Annotated in this window: 16 protein-coding genes and 1 pseudogene; 3 read left to right on the top strand and 14 right to left on the bottom strand. The window is 70.5% G+C overall.

All coding sequences use genetic code 11. From position 1 onward, the window contains the following. The 6 genes and pseudogenes from ABT116_RS27485 to ABT116_RS27460 form a co-directional block, all read right to left on the bottom strand. Positions 1 to 93: pseudogene (locus ABT116_RS27485) on the bottom strand (ABC transporter permease); the annotation flags it as partial. A gap of 104 nt (positions 94 to 197) precedes the next feature. After that, the gene (locus ABT116_RS27480) at positions 198 to 1,037 is read right to left on the bottom strand and encodes a carbohydrate ABC transporter permease (RefSeq protein WP_351639157.1); all 840 of its coding nucleotides are present in this window, start codon (positions 1,035 to 1,037) and stop codon (positions 198 to 200) included. Further along, on the bottom strand, positions 1,034 to 2,395 hold the full coding sequence (locus tag ABT116_RS27475; protein ID WP_351639151.1) for a carbohydrate ABC transporter permease: 1,362 nt from the start codon (positions 2,393 to 2,395) through the stop codon (positions 1,034 to 1,036). The genes ABT116_RS27480 and ABT116_RS27475 overlap by 4 nt, the downstream gene beginning before the upstream one ends. Before the next feature lie 6 nt (positions 2,396 to 2,401). Next, entirely contained in the window at positions 2,402 to 3,727 is a 1,326-nt protein-coding gene (locus tag ABT116_RS27470; RefSeq protein WP_351639147.1) for an ABC transporter substrate-binding protein, read from the bottom strand. 36 nt (positions 3,728 to 3,763) lie between these two features. Further along, positions 3,764 to 5,419 carry a glycoside hydrolase family 13 protein gene (locus ABT116_RS27465; RefSeq protein ID WP_351639144.1) on the bottom strand — a complete coding sequence of 552 codons (1,656 nt, stop codon included), beginning with the start codon at positions 5,417 to 5,419 and terminating at the stop codon, positions 3,764 to 3,766. 153 nt (positions 5,420 to 5,572) lie between these two features. Further along, on the bottom strand, positions 5,573 to 6,844 hold the full coding sequence (locus ABT116_RS27460; protein WP_351639143.1) for an ABC transporter substrate-binding protein: 1,272 nt from the start codon (positions 6,842 to 6,844) through the stop codon (positions 5,573 to 5,575). Between the two features lie 122 nt (positions 6,845 to 6,966). On the opposite strand from ABT116_RS27460, the gene ABT116_RS27455 reads away from it, so the two are divergent. Genes ABT116_RS27455 through ABT116_RS27445 form a run of 3 tightly spaced genes read left to right on the top strand, consistent with a single transcriptional unit; the run spans position 6,967 to position 10,559 of the window. Continuing rightward, a complete protein-coding gene (locus ABT116_RS27455) occupies positions 6,967 to 7,482 on the top strand; it encodes a PadR family transcriptional regulator (protein WP_351639140.1) in 516 nt (171 codons plus the stop codon). Then, entirely contained in the window at positions 7,479 to 8,237 is a 759-nt protein-coding gene (locus tag ABT116_RS27450; protein ID WP_351639135.1) for an ABC transporter ATP-binding protein, read from the top strand. Before ABT116_RS27455 ends, ABT116_RS27450 begins: the two co-directional genes overlap by 4 nt. A 39-nt stretch (positions 8,238 to 8,276) precedes the next feature. Further along, a complete protein-coding gene (locus tag ABT116_RS27445) occupies positions 8,277 to 10,559 on the top strand; it encodes an ABC transporter permease (RefSeq protein WP_351639131.1) in 2,283 nt (760 codons plus the stop codon). A 19-nt stretch (positions 10,560 to 10,578) separates the two neighbouring features. On the opposite strand, the gene ABT116_RS27440 is transcribed toward ABT116_RS27445, so the two are convergent. The 8 genes from ABT116_RS27440 to gap form a co-directional block, all read right to left on the bottom strand. Continuing rightward, entirely contained in the window at positions 10,579 to 11,481 is a 903-nt protein-coding gene (locus ABT116_RS27440; protein ID WP_351639126.1) for a DUF3824 domain-containing protein, read from the bottom strand. A gap of 93 nt (positions 11,482 to 11,574) precedes the next feature. Further along, positions 11,575 to 13,227 carry a glucose-6-phosphate isomerase gene (pgi, locus tag ABT116_RS27435; protein WP_351639120.1) on the bottom strand — a complete coding sequence of 551 codons (1,653 nt, stop codon included), beginning with the start codon at positions 13,225 to 13,227 and terminating at the stop codon, positions 11,575 to 11,577. 69 nt (positions 13,228 to 13,296) lie between these two features. Then, complete coding sequence (locus tag ABT116_RS27430; RefSeq protein WP_351639114.1) at positions 13,297 to 14,565, bottom strand: MFS transporter; 1,269 nt, start codon at positions 14,563 to 14,565, stop codon at positions 13,297 to 13,299. Between the two features lie 123 nt (positions 14,566 to 14,688). Further along, on the bottom strand, positions 14,689 to 15,024 hold the full coding sequence (locus ABT116_RS27425) for an RNA polymerase-binding protein RbpA (RefSeq protein ID WP_003957010.1): 336 nt from the start codon (positions 15,022 to 15,024) through the stop codon (positions 14,689 to 14,691). A gap of 208 nt (positions 15,025 to 15,232) precedes the next feature. Next, entirely contained in the window at positions 15,233 to 15,466 is a 234-nt protein-coding gene (secG, locus tag ABT116_RS27420; protein WP_351639107.1) for a preprotein translocase subunit SecG, read from the bottom strand. 95 nt (positions 15,467 to 15,561) lie between these two features. Further along, positions 15,562 to 16,338 carry a triose-phosphate isomerase gene (tpiA, locus tag ABT116_RS27415; RefSeq protein WP_033310745.1) on the bottom strand — a complete coding sequence of 259 codons (777 nt, stop codon included), beginning with the start codon at positions 16,336 to 16,338 and terminating at the stop codon, positions 15,562 to 15,564. Positions 16,339 to 16,344: 6 nt separating this feature from the next. Next, positions 16,345 to 17,556, bottom strand: a complete 1,212-nt coding sequence (locus tag ABT116_RS27410; protein WP_351639098.1) for a phosphoglycerate kinase — start codon at positions 17,554 to 17,556, stop codon at positions 16,345 to 16,347. A 143-nt stretch (positions 17,557 to 17,699) separates the two neighbouring features. After that, positions 17,700 to 18,707 carry a type I glyceraldehyde-3-phosphate dehydrogenase gene (gap, locus tag ABT116_RS27405; RefSeq protein WP_351639093.1) on the bottom strand — a complete coding sequence of 336 codons (1,008 nt, stop codon included), beginning with the start codon at positions 18,705 to 18,707 and terminating at the stop codon, positions 17,700 to 17,702. Positions 18,708 to 18,940 lie beyond the last annotated feature (233 nt).

The following is an 18,940-nucleotide window of genomic DNA, read 5'->3' as shown; positions in this document are numbered from 1 at the left end:
GTTCCAGACCGCCACCCAGCCGAGCCAGTCGGGCATGAGCTGCGGTGCGACGAAGATGCTGGAGATCATCGTGAAGGGGAAGGCGACCGCGAAGCAGTCAGCCAGGAGGCTGGACTCGCGAGTTGCCCCCATTAAGGGCCGTTTCGGGTGGTGGGCATAGGCGGGGGTCCAGGGGGCGGAGCCCCCTGGTACAGCGGCTACTTGACCGACCCGGCCATCACGCCCTGCACGAAGTGCCTCTGGAACGCGAAGAACACGACCACCGGAACCACCAGGGACACGAACGCCCCCGGCGCCAGGACATCGATGTTGCTTCCGAACTGGCGTATCTGCGACTGGAGTTCCACGGTCAGCGGCTGTGACGTGCTGTCCGCGAAGAGCAACGCCACCAGCATGTCGTTCCAGACCCACAGGAACTGGAAGATGGCCAGGGAGGCGATCGCCGGCCGCCCCACGGGCAGGACCAGCCGCGTGAAGATGCGCCACTCACTGCCCCCGTCCATGCGGGCCGCCTCCAGCATCTCCTTCGGCATCTCGGCGAAGTAGTTCCGCAGCAGGAACACGGCGAAGGGAAGGCCGTACGCCACGTGGAAGAGCACGACTCCCGGGATGGTGCCGAACAGGCCCAGCTGGCCGAAGAGTTTGGCGACCGGCAGCAGTCCGATCTGTACCGGCACCACCAGCAGCGCGACCACGACCAGGAAGATCGTCTCCCGCCCGGGGAAGTCCAGCCACGCGAAGGCGTACCCCGCGAGTGCCGCGATCACCACGACCAGAACCGTCGTCGGCACCGATATCAGCACCGTGTTCCAGAACGCCTGCGTGATCCCGGCGTTCCCCAGCAGCGACGAGTAGTTGTCGAAGGACAGCTGCCCGGGGCTGGAGAACACCGTCCACCAGCCGCCCTTGGCCGTGTCCTCGGCGGACCGCAGCGAGGACAGGAAGAGTCCGGCCAACGGCGTCATCCACACGAGGCCCACCAGGACGAGGAAGGCCTGGACGACTCCGTTGCCCAACCCGCGCCGGACCGCGTTCATCGTTGACTCCTTCGGAAACGGCGGACGTTGAACACCATGGCCGGGACGACCAGCAGCAGGAGCAGCACGCCGAGCGCGCTGCCGAGCCCCTGGTTGTTGCCGCCGCCGAACGACACCAGCCACATCTGCGTCGCGAGCACGGTCGCGTCCTCCTGCACGGGTCCGGGCGCGATGATGTAGACGAGGTCGAAGACCTTCATCACGTTGATGACGAGGGTGATGAAGACGACCGACAGGACGGGCGCCAGCAGGGGCACGGTGATCCGGCGGAAGATCTGCCACTCGTTCGCGCCGTCCATCCGCGCCGCCTCCAGTGCGTCCCGGGGCAGTGTCGACAGGCCCGCCCCGATCAGCACCATGGCGAAGCCGGTCCAGATCCACAGGTAGGCGCCGATGATCGCCGGGGTGACCAGTGCCGGCCCGAGCCAGGAGACGCCGTCATAGGGCGGGGCGAAGTTGGACGACGGCAGCTTCACCTCGTAGGAGCCCGATTCGAGGCCCTCGAAGCGGAAGGAACCGTCGGCGGCCGTGGTGGTCGTGGCGATCGTCTCGCCGTCGCGGACCGCCTCGACCGTCATCTCCGGCAGCCCGCTCTCCCGCCGGTCGACCTTGCCCTGCTCCCCTCCCCCGCCGGGCGTGAAGTCGAGGTAGACGACTCCGCGCAGTTCGTCGGCGGCGGCTTTGCGTCCCGCCGCCGCGTAGGCAGGCTCGGCTCCGCCCGGCAGGTCGTCGGGCTGTACGCCGACCAGGCCCAGCGCCACGGCGTCCCCGGGCGACACGCTCGTGCTCGTGCGGTACGAGCCGTCCTTGTCCTTGGTCAGACCCTGGGCGTCGCGCGCCCGGGCCGTCGGATAGGAGGACTCGCCCTTGAAGGCGTCGTGGACGGAGACGACCGCGGCGTTGAGCACGCCCTTGTCGGGGTCCTCGTCGTAGGCGAGCCGGAAGATGATGCCGGCGGCGAGGAAGGAGACCGCCATCGGCATGAAGAGGAGGAGCTTGAAGGCCGTGGCCCAGCGGACCTTCTCCACCAGCACGGCGAGGATCAGCCCGAGTCCGGTGAGCAGGGCGGGGGCGATGACGACCCAGATGGCCGTGTTGCGGACGGCCTTGAGGGTCGCCGGGTCCCGGAACATCTCGGCGTAGTTGTCGCCGCCGACGAAGCTCGTCCCGGAGGCGTCGAAGAAGCTGCGGCCGATGCTGAACAGCACGGGGTAGACGACGAGCGCGCCGAGCAGCAGCAGCGCGGGCAGCACGAACAGCAGGGCGATGATCTTCCCGCGGCGGCGCAGTCGCCGGGTGCGGTCGGCGACCGGGCCGGGTGGTGGGGGACTCGTCTCTTTCACGAGGGTCGCTGTCATGGCGTATCAGTCCTGGTACGCCTTGGCCGCCGCGGCCTCCAGCTTCGCCGCGGTGCCCTTCGGGTCGGACGGGTCGCGCAGGAAGTCCTGCAGCAGCTTCCACTCGCCGGTGCCCTTGGTGCCGCCGAAGGCCGCCGGGGCCTGGTCGGACATGTCGAAGCGGACCGAGTCGCCTGCCTGGACGAGGGACTTGGCGGTGGCGCGGGTGACGTCGTCGCCGTAGGAGGCGAGGTCGAGCTTCTTGTTCGGGGAGAGGAAGCCGCCGGCCTCGGCCCACACCGCGGATGCCTCGGGGGTCGAGAGGTACTCCAGGAGGGCCTGGGCGGCCTTCTGGTTCTTGCCGTCCTTCAGGACGACGGCGGCGTCACCGCCGCTGACGACCGGTGCCTCGCCGCCGCCGACCGCCGGGAACGGGAAGAAGTTGGCGTCCTCGCCGACCTTCTTGCCGAACTGGTCCTTGGCGACACCGGCCACGAAGTCGCCCTCGTAGACCATGCCGGCCTCGGGCTCCGGCCCGAAGACCTTCTCGACCGAGCCGGGGAAGTCGGTGTTCAGGGCGCCCTTCTGGCCACCCGCGATGAGCTGCTTGTCCTTGAAGAGCTTGCCGAGGGTGGTGAGGGCGTCGACGACGGACGCGTCGGTCCACTTCAGCTCGTGGGCGGCGAGGGCGTCGTACTTCTCGGGTCCGGCCTGGGAGAGGTAGACGTTCTCGAACCAGTCGGTGAGGGTCCAGCCGTCCTGTCCGGCCACGGAGAACGCGGCGAGGCCGGAGTCGGACACGGTCTGCCCGGCCTTGAGCATCTCGTCGTAGCTCTTCGGGGGCTTCACGCCGGCCTGTTCCAGGGCGTCAGGGCTGTACCAGACGGTCGACTTGTGGGCGGCCTTGAAGTAGAGGCCGTAGAGGGTGCCGTCGACGCTGCCGTACGTCTTCCACACGGGGGCGTATCCCGCGTCGACGGCCTGCTCGGTCTTCTTCGACAGCGGCTTGAGCCAGCCCTTCTGCGCGAACTGCTTGAGCACGCCGACCTGCGGGACCATCACGACGTCGGGGGCGTTACCGCCCTCGATCTTGCTGCCGACGACGGTGGAGACGTTGTCGCCGGTGGACGTGAACTGCGTCTTGGCGCCGGTCTTCTCGGTGAAGGCGTCCAGCACCTTCTGGAAGTTCTTCTGCTCGGTGCCGGACCAGACGCCGGCCACGGTGACCGTCTGGCCGTCGAGTGCCTTGTCGCCGCCGCCGGCCGAGACGGGTCCGCCGCCGCAGGCGGTCGCGCCGAGCGCCAGGACGAGGGTGGTGCAGCCGGTGAGCAGGGTGGTACGTCGTCGCATCATCGTTGATGTCCCTTCGGGAAGTTGACTTACGAGGTGTCAGGAACGGATCCACCAGGCGGCCGTGGAGCCGGAGAGCACTCCGGGCGGGCAGGTGCCGCTGGCGAGCAGGGGGGTGCCGGGGACCGGCGCGGGGGTGGGGGCGGTGCCGAAGTTGACGGCGCACACCAGGTCGCCGCGTTCGAAGGCCAGGACGCCGGGCGGGGCGTCCAGCCAGCGCAGTGTTCCCTCGCCCAACTGGGGCAGTGCGGCGCGCAGTTGGAGGCCGTCGCGGTACAGGTGCCAGAAGGAGCGGGTGTCGGCGAGGGCGCGGTCGGTGGCGTACTCGGCGAAGTACTCGGGCTGCGGCAGCCAGGGCTTGGCGCTCTCCACGCCGGGCGTGAAGCCGAACGGTGAGGCCTGGCCCGACCAGGGCAGGGGCACGCGGCAGCCGTCGCGGATGCGGGCGCGGCTGCCGGTGCGGCGGAAGATCGGGTCGGTGAGCACGTCGTCGGGCAGGTCCACGACCTCCGGCAGGCCGAGCTCCTCGCCCTGGTAGATGTACGCGGCGCCGGGCAGGGCCAGCATGAGCAGCGCTGCGGCGCGGGCGCGGGCGGCGCCGAGGCCGCTGCCCTCGGTGGCGGGTTCGCCGTAGCGGGTGACGGTGCGGACCTGGTCGTGGTTGTTGAGGACCCAGGTGACGGTCGAACCGGTGCCGGCGATGTCGTCCATGGCCTCGGAGATGACCTTGCGGAAGGCGTCAGCGTCCCAGGAGGCGCTGAGCAGGTCGAAGAAGAAGGCCTGGTGCAGCTCGTCGGGGCGGACGTACTGGGCGTGCTCGCGGGCGGTGGGGACGGACACCTCGCCGACGAGGAGGCGTTCGCGGTCGTCGCGCTCGGTGTACTCCTCGCATATGGAGCGCCAGCGGCGCCACACCTCGTGCACCTCGGGCTGGTTCCAGGCGAGCGGGTTGACCGAGTCGCGGGTGCGGGCGTCGGCCTCCGGGTCGTCGGAGTCGGGCAGCTCGGGGTGCTTGTAGAGACCGGCGGCGACGTCGATGCGGAAGCCGTCGACACCCCGGTCGAGCCAGAAACGCAGCACCCGGTCGAACTCGGCGGCGACCTCCGGGTCACGCCAGTTCCAGTCGGGCTGCTCGGGCGTGAACATGTGCAGGTACCACTGGCCGGGCGTCCCGTCCGGCTCGGTCACCCGGCTCCACGCCGGGCCGCCGAACATGGCGTGCCAGTTGTTGGGCGGCTCGGCGCCGTCCGGGCCCCGGCCGTCGGCGAAGTGGAAGCGGGCCCGGGCCGGGCTGCCCGCGGGAGCGGCGAGCGCCTCACGGAACCAGGGGTGCTCGCTGGAGCAGTGGTTGGGGACGATGTCGAGGAGCACCTTGATGCCGAGCCGGCGCGCGGCCCCGACCAGCCGGTCGAACTCGTCGAGGTCGCCGAAGAGCGGGTCGACGTCGCAGTAGTCGGCCACGTCGTAGCCGTGGTCGTGCTGCGGCGAGGGATAGAAGGGGCTCAGCCAGATCCCGTCGACGCCGAGCTTCTTGAGGTACGGCAGTCCGGCCCGGACGCCGGCGAGGTCGCCGATGCCGTCGCCGGTGCTGTCGAGGAAGCTGCGGACGTAGACCTGATAGATCACTGCGTCACGCCACCAGTGGTGCCTGTTCAACCCATCGACCTGTCTTTGAGAAGGGCAGCGGTTATGCATGCATGTTAAGTAGGCGTGTCGAGAGGGTGTCAATGAATAGACAGGAGGTATCGAGCGGTTGGGGTGTCTAAATACGGACAGACCAGGGCAAGAGTCAGTGAGTTGAGACGCCCGCGTTACCTAACAAGTAAGTAGGGAGGGTCGTGGAAAGCGCTAGCCGCGCGAGATGACGGCGAGCTCTCGCGCCAGTCGTCGCACCGCCGCGGCGGGCGTCTGGTGTCCCGCCATCGCGTCGTGCACGACCGCCTGCACCACCAGGCTCACCTGGCCGTACCGCGGGCTCTTGGGGCGCGGCTCGGCCGCGAGGACGCTCGTCCGCAGGGTCGGCAGGTAGGGGAACCTGCGGATGAGCGCGGGATCCCGGTAGAGATCCGCGCGTACGGGCGGCAGCGCGCCACGCGTGAGGACCTGCCGCTGGACGCGTTCACTGGTGAGGTACCCGATCAGGCGGGCCGCCGAGTCGGGGTGGCGCGCATGCGCGCTGACGGCCAGGTTGGAGCCGCCGAGGACGCTCGTCCCCGGCCCGCCGGGTCCGGGCAGGGGTACGGCACCGACCTTCCCGGCGACCTTCGAACCGGGGGCGGAGGCACCGACGTAGGCGTACGGCCAGTTCCGCAGGAAGAGCAGCCGGCCGTCCTGGAAGGCCTGCTTGGACTCCTCCTCCTTGTACGTCAGCGCCTGCCGGGGGATCCAGCCCTCGCGCACGCCTCGCGCCAGGAACCCGATGCCCTCGCGGGCCGCCGCCGAGTCGACGGTGACGCGCTCGCCCTCGTCGCCGAGGATCGAGCCGCCCGCCGAGTAGACGGCCTCGGCCGCGTTCACGGTGAGGCCCTCGTACGGCAGGAACTGCCCGGCGTATCCGTCGAGGCCGTGCTTCGGGGCGATGGTCTTCGCGTACCGTTCCAGTTCCGCCCAGGTGCGCGGTGGCTCGACGCCCTCCTTCGCGAGGACGTCCTTGCGGTACAGCAGCAGGCCGGCGTTGGTGACGTACGGGACGGCGTAGAGCTGCCCGTCGTAGGTCGCCGTGTCCACGACCGGCTGGAGGAAGGACTTCAGCGGGAAGCGGTCCCGGGGCAGCGGTCTGATCCAGCCCGCCGCGGCGAACTCCGGGGTCCAGTTGACGTCGATGTTGAGCACGTCGAACCGGCTGCGGTCGCCGTCGCGCAGGTCGGTGACCATCTGGGCCTGGGTCTCGTCGGCCGAGTCCGGCAGCTCGACGAGGGTGACCTTCTCGCCGGGGTGGGTGCGATTCCAGCCCTCCAGCAGAGGGCCGAGGTAGCCGGTGAGGTCGCCGGCGGTGGCCAGGGTGAGGGGGCCGCGGCCGCCCTCGGGGGGCTCGCCCGCCTGCGCTCCGGCGGCAACGTAGCCTGTCAGGACCACGACGAGAACGAGAAGGCCCCTACCCGCGGCATGGATCCACCGCATAGGTTCCTCCCTGTACACCGGCGCTGGGCACCCTTGCCCGGAATCAGAGGCCATGTATACCTGTTAGGTATGGGCGATACTAGGGCCTGGAGCACATTGGACCGGACAGGAGGACTGCACGCGTGCGCCTGCCCCTCCTGGCCCTCCTCGCCCGCGGGCCCGCCCACGGCTACGAGCTCAAGCAGGACCTTGAGCAACTGCTGGGCTCCGCGTACCCTCAGCCGAATGTCGGCCAGATCTATGTGACCCTCGGTCGCCTCGAGAAGTCGGGACTGATCGAGGGCGAGGACGTGGCGCAGTCCAGCCGGCCCAACAAAAAGGTCTACCACCTCACCGACGCCGGGCGGGAGGCGCTGCGCGCCTGGTTCGAGGAGCCCGAGGACGAGCCGCGGGTACGGGACGAGTTCTTCATGAAGCTGGCGCTCGCTCCGCAGACCGGCCTCGCCGAGCAGGTCACCCTGATCAACCAGCAGCGGCGCCAATACCTGAACACCATGCGGCAGCTGTCGAAGCTGGCCGCCGCCGAAGACCGCGACAACCGCATCGCCCATCTGCTGATCGAGGGCGCGATGCTGCACCTGCAGGCCGACCTCGACTGGCTGGAGCGGTGCCAGGAAGAGCTGGAGGAGCTGGAGTGAGCGACGACCGTCCCGCTCCTGTGCTGCGCGCCGAGGGGCTGGTGAAGACCCACCACGGCGAGGGCGCCCCGGCCCATGCCGTGCGCGGGGTCGACCTGTGCGTTCGCCCCGGCGAGTTCGTGGCGATCACCGGCCCGTCCGGCGCCGGAAAGTCGACGCTGCTGCATCTGCTCGGCGGGCTCCAGCGGCCGGACGCGGGCAGCATCTGGCTCGACGGCGAGTGCACCGACACGTACGGCGAGGCACGCTGGGCGGTGGAGCGCCGCAAGCGGATCGGGATCGTCTTCCAGTTCTTCAACCTCGTCTCGAACCTGTCCGTCGCCGACAACGTGGAACTGCCCGCCCTGCTCGCGGGAACCTCGCCGAAGCAGGCGCGCACCGAGCGCGAGGCGCTGCTGGCCGAGCTGGGCCTGACGGGCAAGGAGCGCAGCATGCCGGGCGAGCTGTCCGGCGGTGAGCAGCAGCGCGTCGCCCTGGCCCGGGCCCTGGTCAACCACCCGCCGCTGCTGCTGGCCGACGAGCCCGCGGGCAGCCTCGACAGCAGGGGCACCCGCGAGGTGATGCGGCTGCTGTCCCGCTTCCACCAGCGCGGCCAGACGATCGTGCTGGTCACCCATGACGCCCGGCTGGCGAGCGCCGCGGACCGGGTCATCAGCTTCTTCGACGGCAAGATCGCCGACGACGCGGCACTCGACGGCGGCACCACCCCGCCGCGCCGCTCCGGCATATCCGGTGTGCTGGAGCTGAAGGACTGACATGCGGGTGTACGACGATCCCCGGAAGGGCTGACCCGTATGCGAGCGACCCTGCGCTGGGCCCACTCCGATCTGCGCACCCACCGCGGCGAGGCGCTGTTCCTCGTCCTCGCCACCGCCGGCATCGTCGCCTCCCTGCTGCTGGCCACCGCCCTGTTCGGCTACGCGACCAACCCCTGGCAGCGCGTCTTCACGCAGTCGCACGGCGCACATGTGTGGCTGCACACCGACACGGCGGCCGACACCGGGAAGCTGGCCGGTCTGGACGGCGTGGAATCCGTCGTCGGCCCCTACCCCAGCGCCGCCACCACCGTCTCCGCGCGCGGCAGCCGCGCCGCCGTCGAACTGCGGGGCATGCCGGAAGGGCCCTCCGACGGCCGCCCGCCGCTGGTCTCGGGGCACTGGCTGGACCCGTCGCATCCGAACGGCGTGGTCCTGGAGAGCCGCCTCGCCCGCGCTCTGCTGGCCGGGCCCGGCGACACCCTCGACGTGCCCGGCACCGCCCGCGAGCTGACCGTCGTGGGCCTCGCCGACAGCGCCGAGCCGCGCTACCGGCCCGGTGAGCAGCCGGGCCTGGTGTGGGCACTGCCGTCGGCCGTGCCGGACCCCGGCGGCCAGGTGATCGGGCTGCGGCTGACGGACCCGGGCGACACGTCGTACATCGTCCAGCGCGCGGTGACGGTGCTGGGCTCCGGGGCGATCGGCGAGGTCTCCACCTGGCAGCAGGCGCGGGCCGAGGCCCAGGGCGACAACCGGCTGCTCGGTCAGGTGCTGGGGCTGTTCGGGCTGGGTGCGCTCGTCGCGGCCGGACTCGCCGTGCACGGGGCGATCGGCACCCGCATCCGCGGACACCTGCGCGACCTCTCCGTCCTGAAGGCCATCGGCTTCACCCCCGGCCAGGTGGTCCGCGTCTTCCTGCTCCAGCACCTCGCCTACGCCCTCCTGGGCGCCCTGGCCGCCGCCGCTCTCGCCGAGGCGCTGGGCAGCCGGATCCCGGGGCGGCTCGGGGACGCGGTCGGCGTGTGGCAGGGGCTGCCCGGCCACACCGCGGCGCTGCTCGTGGTGCCGGTGGGCGCGGTGCTGTTCATCGGCGCGACCACCGGGCTGGCCGCCTGGCGGGCCGGCCGCGTGCCGCCGGTACCGGTGCCGAGATCCGCCGCGACCTCGGGGGGACGGCTGTCCGGCTTGGCGCGCCGGGCCCTCGGCGTGCGGATTCCGCCCGCGCTGGTGCTGGGATGGCACAGGGCGTTCACCCGTCGCCCCCGGTCCCTGGCCACCGTCGCCCGGCTCACACTGCCCCTGCTGCTGATCGTCGTGGCGATGAGCGCCTGGACCACCCTCGACCGCTTCCACAGCGAGCCCGAGCAGATCGGCCTGCCCACCACGCTCAGCGTCCGCGCCGACGCCGGTATGGGCGAACAGCAGGCCCGCTCCCTCCTGGAGAGCGACCCGGAGGTGGCCGCCGCCTACCCGGGCGTCGAGACGACCGCCCTGGGTCCGAGCCAGACCGCGACCATCGCGCTGCGCGGCCTCGGCACCCGGCAGGACCCCTACCCCTACACCCTCGCCGAGGGCCGTCCGGCCCGCGGCATCGACGAGGCCGTGGCCGGGCAGGGGCTGCTCGACCTGCTGGACGTGCGCGTCGGCGCCTGGGTCCGGATGACCGTCGGTGACCAGCCGCAGATCCTGCACATCGTGGGCCGCAGCATCGAGCCGGAGAACGCCGGCCGGGTCATCTCCACGTCCCTCGACACCCTCCGCGAGAACAACCCGGGGCTCCGCCCGACCCTCTACGAGCTCCGCCTGGACCCCGGGGCCGACCCGCAGGAGGTCGCCGACCGGCTCGCCGCCGCGGGGCGCGGCCATCTGGACGTGCACAGGGTGGCCAACCCGGCGGACGGGCTGTCCCCGCTGCGCGCGGTCGTCGCCTGGCTGATCGCCGTCCTCGCCCTCATCGGGCTCATCGAACTGCTGACCGCGATCGGCGGCACCGTCCGGGAGAGCGAACGGGACCTGCTGGCTCTGAAGGCCATCGGTCTGTCCCCGCGGCAGATCACGGCGATCACCGTCTCGGCCACCGGCCTCACGGCCCTGGCGGCCGTCCTCGCCGCCATCGCCCTGGGTCTGCCCCTCGCCCGGTGGCTGATCGACGCCCAGGGCAAGTCCAGCGGCATCGGCTCCGGGATCGCCCAGGGGCCCTCGGCGATCCTGATGGTGCTGCTCGGCGCGGCGGCGGTGCTCTGCGCCGCCGCAGTGGCGGCCCTCCCCGCGGCCCGGGCGGCCCGACGGCGCCTCGCGGACACGCTGAGCGCGGTGGCCTGACACCGGAACCGCCCCGGGGTCAGCCCCCGTACGGCTGCTGCGGGTGGTACGGGGGCCTGGGGTGCGGGGCGTAGGGGTGCTGCCCGCTCGGCGCGTAGGGATGCCCGTACGGATTCCCCTGCGGCGGCAGGTGGGGCGAGCCCGCCGGGGGCATCGGCGTGACCGGCCCGGGCAGGGGGGTGTGTGTCGCCGGATGGGCGTTCAGCCGGATTCCGTACCGTCGCTTCAGCCGCCGCATCTCCAGCAGCGCGATGGCGGTGACCGTCACCGGCGCGCCCAGGATGAAGACGATGCCCAAGGTGAGGCTGAGCCCGTGCAGATCACCGGTCACGAGGTCCGGGACGGCCACCAGCCAGCTGGTCACCATGGCGAGCAGCGGCGGCAGGCAGCGGTGGACGGCGGCCGTGCCGAAGAAGTTGCCCGAGACCCGCACGGCTCCGTAGGCCGTGAAGGCGAGCAGCCACAGCATCGTCATGCCGAACCCGATGATCACGGCGATGTTCGCGGACGCGTTCACCGTCCGCACCAGCAGCAGCACGGCGGCCACGCAGCCGACGAACAGCACGAGCAGCGCGAGGGACCTGAGCAGCGACGTCCGCAACTGCCGCACCGTGCCACCGCGCCGCCAGACCCACAGCATCACCCCGACCGTCAGCGGGGTGAGGAAGAGCAGGACGACGGAGGCCGTCATCGCGTTCTCCAGCAGCTCGGTGAAGTCGAAACCGCCTTCGACGAACGTGTAGACACCGAGCGAGGCGACCGCCCCGGCGATGACACGGAACCGCTTCAGGCGCTCCACGGACGGGTCGAGCGGTTGCGGGATCCAGGCGGGGTGGAACACCGCCCGGGCCACGTCCCGGGGTTTCAGGATGGACCCCGCCGTCAGCGTGCCACCGGTCCAACTTCCGCGTGTGCGTGCCACTTCGCGCTCCCCCGAGCACTCGCCGTGATGATCGTCCGGGAGTCTACGGGAGGCGGACGGCGCGCCGTCGCCCGCCTTCCCGTGCGGCGGCGGTCACTGCCGGCCGCGCAGCTCCCGGTACGTGGCGACCAGCGCCCGGGTGGAGGCGTCCAGGCCCTCGACCTCGGCGCCCCCGGTCAGCGCGGGCTCGACGCGCTTGGCGAGCACCTTGCCCAGCTCCACGCCCCACTGGTCGAAGGAGTCGATGTTCCAGACGGCGCCCTGCACGAACACCTTGTGCTCGTAGAGGGCGACCAACTGGCCGAGGACGGACGGCGTCAGCTCGGGCGCGAGGATGGTGGTCGTCGGGTGGTTGCCCCGGAACGTCTTGTGCGGCACCAGTTCCTCCGGCACTCCCTCGGCCCGCACCTCCTCGGGGGTCTTGCCGAAGGCGAGCGCCTGCGTCTGGGCGAAGAAGTTGGCCATCAGCAGGTCGTGCTGTGCCTTCAGCTGCTCGCTCAGCTCGGCGACCGGATGGGCGAATCCGATGAAGTCCGCAGGGATCAGCTTCGTGCCCTGGTGGATGAGCTGGTAATAGGCGTGCTGCCCGTTGGTGCCCGGCGTGCCCCAGACGACCGGCCCCGTCTGCCACTCGACCTCGCGCCCGTCCCGGCCGACGTACTTGCCGTTGGACTCCATGTCGAGCTGCTGGAGGTAGGCGGTGAACCTGGACAGGTAGTGGCTGTAGGGCAGCACCGCGTGCGACTGGGCGTCGTGGAAGTTGCCGTACCAGATGCCCAGCAGGCCCAGCAGCAGCGGCACGTTGGACTCGGCGGGCGCGGTCCGGAAGTGCTCGTCGACGATGCGGAACCCGTCGAGCATCTCGCGGAAGCGGTCGGGGCCGATGGCGATCATGAGGGCCAGGCCGATCGCCGAGTCGTAGGAGTAGCGGCCGCCGACCCAGTCCCAGAACTCGAACATGTTGGTCGTGTCGATGCCGAACTCGGCGACCTTCTCGGCGTTCGTCGACAGCGCCACGAAGTGCTTGGCGACGGCGGCGTCGTCACCGAGCGCGTCCAGCAGCCAGGAGCGCGCGGACGTGGCGTTGGTGACCGTCTCGATGGTGGTGAAGGTCTTGGAGGCGATGACGAACAGGGTCTCCGCCGGGTCCAGGTCCCGGACCGCCTCGTGCAGGTCGGCGCCGTCCACGTTGGACACGAAACGCACCGTCAGCGAGCGGTCCGTGAAGGCGCGCAGCACCTCGTACGCCATGGCGGGGCCGAGGTCGGAGCCGCCGATGCCCACGTTGACGATGTTCCGGATCCGCTTGCCGGTGTGGCCGGTCCACTCGCCCGACCGCACCCGGTCGGCGAAGTCCGCCATCTTGTCGAGCACCGCGTGCACATCGGGCACCACGTTCTCGCCGTCGACCTCGATCACCGCGTCCCGCGGGGCGCGCAGCGCGGTGTGCAGCACGGCCCGGTTCTCGGTGGTGTTGATCTTCTCGCCGCGGAACATGGCGTCGCGCAGCCCGAAGACGTCGGTGGCGGCGGCCAGTTCGCGCAGCAGTCGCAGGGTGTCGTCGGTGACGAGGTGCTTGGAGTAGTCGACGTACAGGTCGCCGACCCGGAGGGTGTACCCGGTGCCGCGGCCGGCGTCGGCGGCGAACAGCTCGCGCAACCGGACGTCGCCGAGCTCCTCGCGGTGCTTGGCCAGTGCCGTCCACTCGGGCGTCTGGTTGAGCCTGGTACGGCCGTCTGCGTTCATCTCGGACTTCAGCCTTCTTTCCTGTCCTGCCTGCGTACCTTGCCCCGCTGCCGGTCCCAACCTAATTGATCAGCGGGTGACGTCTGCTGTCGTGGCGCCGTCCTCCGGCTCGACAACAGATACGTTCACGGTGCGCACGGGTATCAGCGCGATGACGGCGAGGACGAAGAAGGCGGCCGTGAGCAGTGGCGGGGTGCTGGGTCCCCAGGCGGCGGCGACGGCTCCGCCCAGCAGGGCGCCGAGGGGCACTCCGGCGAAGGCCAGGGTCCGGAAGGCCGAGCTGACCCGGCCCAGGAGCCCGGCGGGGCTGCGCTCCTGCATGAGGGTCGTCGTGTTGACGTTCCACACCATGCCCAGGAGCCCGAACACGGCCAGCGCGCCCACCAGCACGGCCAGGCTGCGCACGGTGCCCATGACGACGAGGAGCACGGTCTGCACCGAGCCGGCGAGCAGCACCGACGGCAGCCGGCCGAGCCGCGCCACCAGCCGGCCGTTCACCACTCCCCCGGCCAGACTGCCCAGGGTGAAGGCGGTGCCCGCCGCCGCGTACCCGGCGGGGCCCGCCCGGAGCCAGTCGGTGACGAGGACGACCAGCATGGCGAGCTGGGTGCCCATGCCGATGTTGCACAGGGCCGTGGCGGTGCACAGGGCGCGCAGGGCGCGGTCGCGCCACAGGGTGCGCAGGCCTTCGGCGATCTCCCGGCGCAGTGTGCTGCCCGCGGGTCTCGGCTCGCGGTCGGGCCCGGCGGACGGCAGGGAGGCGATCAGTGCGGCGGCCACGAGGAAGGTCACGGCGTCGGCCGCGAACGGCACGGCCGTCCCGGCTGCCAGCAGCAGGGGCACGACGGGGCCGCCGAGCAGTCCGCCGGCGATGCGCTGACCGGTCATCAGCCGGGCGTTGGCGCTGCCGAGCGCGCCTCGGTCGACCAGGGCGGGCAGCAGCGCCGTGGCAGCGTTGTCGAAGAGGGTCTGCAGGGTGGTGAGCGCGACGGCCAGCGCGATGAGCAGGCCGATCGAGGCGTGTCCGAGCGCGACGGCGACCGCGAAGGCGGCGACCAGCAGCCCGCGTAACGCGTCGACCATCCACATGGCCCGCCGCTGGTCCACGCGGTCGGCGACGGCCCCGCCGAGCAGGCCGAAGACGATCCAGGGCAGATAGCCGCAGGCCGTGACGGAGGCGATGAGCAGCGGATGGTCGGTCAGGGTGACGGCCAGCAGGGGCAGTGCGGCCGTGCGCAGCGCGTCGCCGAAACTGGACAGCACGGCGGCACTCCACAGCCGTCCGAAGCCCCCGCGCCACGCGGGCGCAGCGCTGCTCCCCACCTCGACCGTCGCCACCGCTCCCCCTCATGGTTCGTCCGATGCACAAACCGTAGAGGGCACCACTGACAATCAGGCTGCGGTGAAGGCGGAGAGGCAGTTCCGGCCGGGCACCCGCTGGTGCCCGGCCGGTCTCGACTTCTAGATTTCGCCCCGCAGTTTGGCGAGCGCCTCGGCGAGGATCGCCTCGCCGTCCGCGTCGCTGCGCCGCTCCCGCACATACGCCAGGTGGGTCTTGTAGGGCTCGGTGCGCGGCGGGTCCGGCGGGTTGTCCCGGTCCTGGCCCGCCGGGAAGCCGCAGCGGGGACAGTCCCAGGTGTCGGGCACCTGCGCGTCGCTGGCGAAGCTCGGCTGGGTCTCGTGTCCGTTGGAGCACCAGAAGGAGATGCGCAGCCGCGGCGCGGACTCGCCGCGCTCGGCCTCGCCCATCGGCCCCGCCCCGACCCGGCTCCCCCGGATCGCGTTGCCACTTGCCACGGTCGTAACTCCCTGCGTGATGGTGCCGCGAAGCGAGTCGGCGTTCCGCTTCGCCGCGAGCGCCTCAGTCTACGTAAGGCCCAACGCGCGTCCAGTGATTGGAGTTACAACCCTCACACCTAGACGCAAGCCCCATGATAGGCCGCGCTCAGCTGCGCGTACCGGACATGGGGCTCTACGTACGAGTTCCGTGCGGATCGCGGCTCGGTCAGTTCACCTTCATCAGGATGCCGAGCACGACGATGCACGCGAACCACAGCAGACCGATCACGACGGTGATCCGGTCGAGGTTGCGCTCGGCGACCGAGGAGCCGCCGACGGAGGACTGCATGCCGCCACCGAACATGTCGGAGAGGCCGCCGCCCTTCCCCTTGTGCATCAGCACCAGCAGCATCAGCAGCAGGCTGAAGACGATCAGGGCGATCGAGAACCCCAAAACCACGGCTGGACCAACTTCCTCGGATTCGGATGGACGACGCGGGGCCCAGCACAGCGCTGGACCCCGCAAGGGTACGACGGATCGCCGCTACCGCATACTCACTGGTCGCGGAAGCGCACGATCTTGACGAACTCGTCGGCGTCCAGCGAGGCGCCGCCGACCAGGGCGCCGTCGATGTCGGCCTGGGCCATGATCTCCGCGACGTTGCCGGCCTTGACCGAGCCGCCGTACTGGATGCGGACCTTGTCGGCCAGGTCCTGCGAGTACAGCTCGGCGATCTTGCCGCGGATCGCCGCGCAGACCTCCTGGGCGTCCTCGGCGCCGCATACCTTGCCGGTGCCGATGGCCCACACGGGCTCGTAGGCGATCACGACGGTCTCGGCCTGCTCGGCGGGGAGGTCCTTCAGACCGCCCTCGACCTGGGCGAGGGTGTGGGAGACGTGGTTGCCCGCCTCACGGACCTCCAGCTCCTCACCGACGCACAGGATCGGGGTCAGGCCGTGCTTGTACGCGGCCTTGACCTTGGCGTTCACCAGCTCGTCGGTCTCGGCGTGGTACTGGCGGCGCTCGCTGTGGCCGATGGCGACGTACGTGCACTTCAGCTTGGCCAGCATGGGGCCGGAGATCTCGCCGGTGAAGGCACCGCTGTCGTGCGCCGAGATGTCCTGGGCGCCGTACTTGATCTTGAGCTTGTCGCCGTCGACCAGGGTCTGCACGGAGCGCAGGTCGGTGAAGGGCGGCAGGACGGCGACCTCGACGGCCTCGTAGTCCTTGTCGGCCAGGGCGAAGGCGAGCTTCTGGACGTGCGCGATGGCCTCGAGGTGGTTGAGGTTCATCTTCCAGTTGCCCGCCATCAGCGGCGTGCGCGTGCTCATATGGGGTCAGTCCTCCAGTGCGGCGAGGCCGGGGAGCGTCTTGCCCTCGAGGTATTCGAGGGAGGCGCCGCCACCGGTCGAGATGTGGCCGAATGCGTTCTCGTCGAAGCCCAGGATGCGGACGGCGGCGGCGGAGTCGCCACCACCGACCACCGTGAAGGCCTTCGAGTCGAGCAGAGCCTGGGCGACGGCCTTGGTGCCCTCGGCGAAATCGGGGTGCTCGAAGACGCCCATGGGGCCGTTCCAGAAGACGGTGGCGGCGTCGGCGATCTTCGAGGCGTACAGCTTGCGGGACTCGGGGCCGATGTCCAGACCCATCTGGCCGGCCGGCATGGCGTCCGCGGCGACCGTGCTGGGCTTGGCCGGGGCCTTGGTCTTGAGGTCCGGGAACTCCGGCGCGACCACGACGTCCACGGGCAGGACCAGCTCGACGCCGCTCTTCTCGGCGCGCTCGATGTACTCCCGGACGACCGGGAGCTGGTCCTCCTGGACCAGGGACGAGCCGATCTCGTGGCCCTTGGCCTTGAGGAAGGTGAAGACCATGCCGCCGCCGATGAGCAGGCGGTCGGCCTTGCCGAGCAGCTGGTCGATGACGGCGAGCTTGTCGGAGACCTTGGCGCCGCCCAGGACGACGGCGTAGGGCCGCTTGACGTCGTCGGTGAGCTTCCTCAGGACGCCGACCTCGGTGGCGATGAGGTGGCCGGCGTAGTGCGGCAGCCGGGCCGGGAGGTCGAAGACCGAGGCGTGCTTACGGTGCACCGCGCCGAAGCCGTCACCGACGTAGAGGTCGGCGAGGGCGGCGAGCTGGTCGGCGAAGGCGGCGCGCTCGGCGTCGTCCTTGCTCGTCTCACCGGCGTTGAAGCGCAGGTTCTCGACGAGGGCGACCTGGCCGTCGGCGAGGCCGGCGACGGTGGCCCGGGCGGACTCGCCGACCGTGTCGGTCGCGAAGGCCACGTCCGACCCGAGGAGCTCACCGAGGCGCGCGGCGGCCGGGGCGAGGGAGAAAGCCGGGTCCGGGGCACCCTTCGGGCGGCCCAGGTGGGAGGCGACGACGACCCGGGCGCCCGCGTCGGCGAGGGCCTTGACCGTGGGCAGCACGGCGCGGATGCGGCCGTCGTCGGTGATGCGCGTGCCGTCCAGCGGCACGTTCAGGTCGGCGCGGACGAAGACCCGCTTGCCCGCCACTCCCTCGGAGAGGAGTTCGTCGATCGTCTTCATGAAGGGGACTCCTGAAAGAGCTCGTGATCGCTCGTAAGCGCTCGTGATCGAACAGCTCTGATCTGTACGTGAGTCAGGGCTCGGACGGCGCTTCCTCGCGCCGCCCGAGCCCTGCTCTCACATGGACGTGCCTGCTGGGTTGATCAGAGCTGGTTGCCGACGAAGACCGTAAGGTCCACGAGGCGGTTGGAGTAGCCCCACTCGTTGTCGTACCAGCCGATGACCTTCACGTTCTTGCCCTCCTGGACCATGGTCAGGGAGGAGTCGAAGGTGCAGGACGCCGGGGCGTTCACGATGTCGGAGGAGACGATCGGGTCCTCGGTGTACTCGAGGATGCCCTTGAGCTCGCCCTCCGCGGCCTTCTGGAAGGCGGCGTTGACCTCTTCCTTGGTGACCTCGCGCCCGAGCTCCAGGACCAGGTCGGTGACCGAGCCGGTCGGGACCGGGACGCGCATCGCGATGCCGTCCAGCTTGCCCTTGAGCTGCGGCAGGACCAGCGCGGTGGCCTTGGCGGCGCCCGTGGTGGTCGGGATGATGTTCTCGGCGGCGGCACGCGCGCGACGCAGGTCCTTGTGCGGGAAGTCCAGGATGCGCTGGTCGTTGGTGTACGCGTGCACCGTCGTCATCAGGCCCTTGACGATGCCGAAGCTCTCGTCGAGGACCTTCGCCATCGGCGCCACACAGTTGGTGGTGCAGGAGGCGTTGGAGATGACGTGGTGGTTCGCCGGGTCGTACTTGTCCTGGTTGACGCCCATCACGATGGTGACGTCCTCGTCCTTGGCCGGAGCCGAGATGAGGACCTTCTTCGCGCCACCGGCGATGTGCTTCTCGGCGTCGGCCTTCTTGGTGAAGATGCCCGTCGACTCGATGACGATGTCGACACCCAGCTCGCCCCACGGGATGTCGGCGGGGTTGCGCTCGGCCAGGACCTTGATGGTCTTGCCGTCGACCGTGATCGTGTCGGCGGTGTGGGTGACCTCCTGCTTGAGGCGGCCCAGGATCGTGTCGTACTTCAGCAGGTGGGCGGTGGTCGCGGTGTCACCCAGGTCGTTGACAGCCACGATCTCGATGTCTGCACCCTGCTCCAGCAGCGCGCGGAAGTAGTTACGACCGATGCGGCCGAAGCCGTTGATGCCTACGCGGATCGTCACGAACCGATCTCCTCGTTGGTACGCCGGCCATGAAGTGCCGGCGAGCTCTGTTTGGGATGTCCCCGACCGCCTACGACCCTACCTCCCTGAAGGGCTGGTGGTGACATCCAGATGCCTCATACACGGCAGGGCGGTCCGTACCCGCCAGTAGGGGTACGGACCGCCCACCGCCGCGAGCAAGATCACTTGATTTCGCTACCTCACGGGTTCCCTGTTGACCAGGGAACTCACCC

This window comes from Streptomyces sp. NPDC002130 (assembly GCF_040296465.1).
Taxonomy (GTDB): domain Bacteria; phylum Actinomycetota; class Actinomycetes; order Streptomycetales; family Streptomycetaceae; genus Streptomyces.
The sequence above is the reverse complement of the archived record's forward strand: the minus strand, read 5'-3'. Positions and strand labels throughout refer to the sequence as shown.

Coding starts and splice junctions, on each gene's coding strand:
- ABT116_RS27475 (WP_351639151.1), bottom strand. CDS start 2,395: ATGACAGCGACCCTCGTGAAAGAGACGAGTCCCCCACCACCCGGCCCG.
- ABT116_RS27470 (WP_351639147.1), bottom strand. CDS start 3,727: ATGATGCGACGACGTACCACCCTGCTCACCGGCTGCACCACCCTCGTC.
- ABT116_RS27465 (WP_351639144.1), bottom strand. CDS start 5,419: ATGCATAACCGCTGCCCTTCTCAAAGACAGGTCGATGGGTTGAACAGG.
- ABT116_RS27445 (WP_351639131.1), top strand. CDS start 8,277: ATGCGAGCGACCCTGCGCTGGGCCCACTCCGATCTGCGCACCCACCGC.
- ABT116_RS27480 (WP_351639157.1), bottom strand. CDS start 1,037: ATGAACGCGGTCCGGCGCGGGTTGGGCAACGGAGTCGTCCAGGCCTTC.
- ABT116_RS27460 (WP_351639143.1), bottom strand. CDS start 6,844: ATGCGGTGGATCCATGCCGCGGGTAGGGGCCTTCTCGTTCTCGTCGTG.
- ABT116_RS27410 (WP_351639098.1), bottom strand. CDS start 17,556: ATGAAGACGATCGACGAACTCCTCTCCGAGGGAGTGGCGGGCAAGCGG.
- pgi (WP_351639120.1), bottom strand. CDS start 13,227: ATGAACGCAGACGGCCGTACCAGGCTCAACCAGACGCCCGAGTGGACG.
- tpiA (WP_033310745.1), bottom strand. CDS start 16,338: ATGAGCACGCGCACGCCGCTGATGGCGGGCAACTGGAAGATGAACCTC.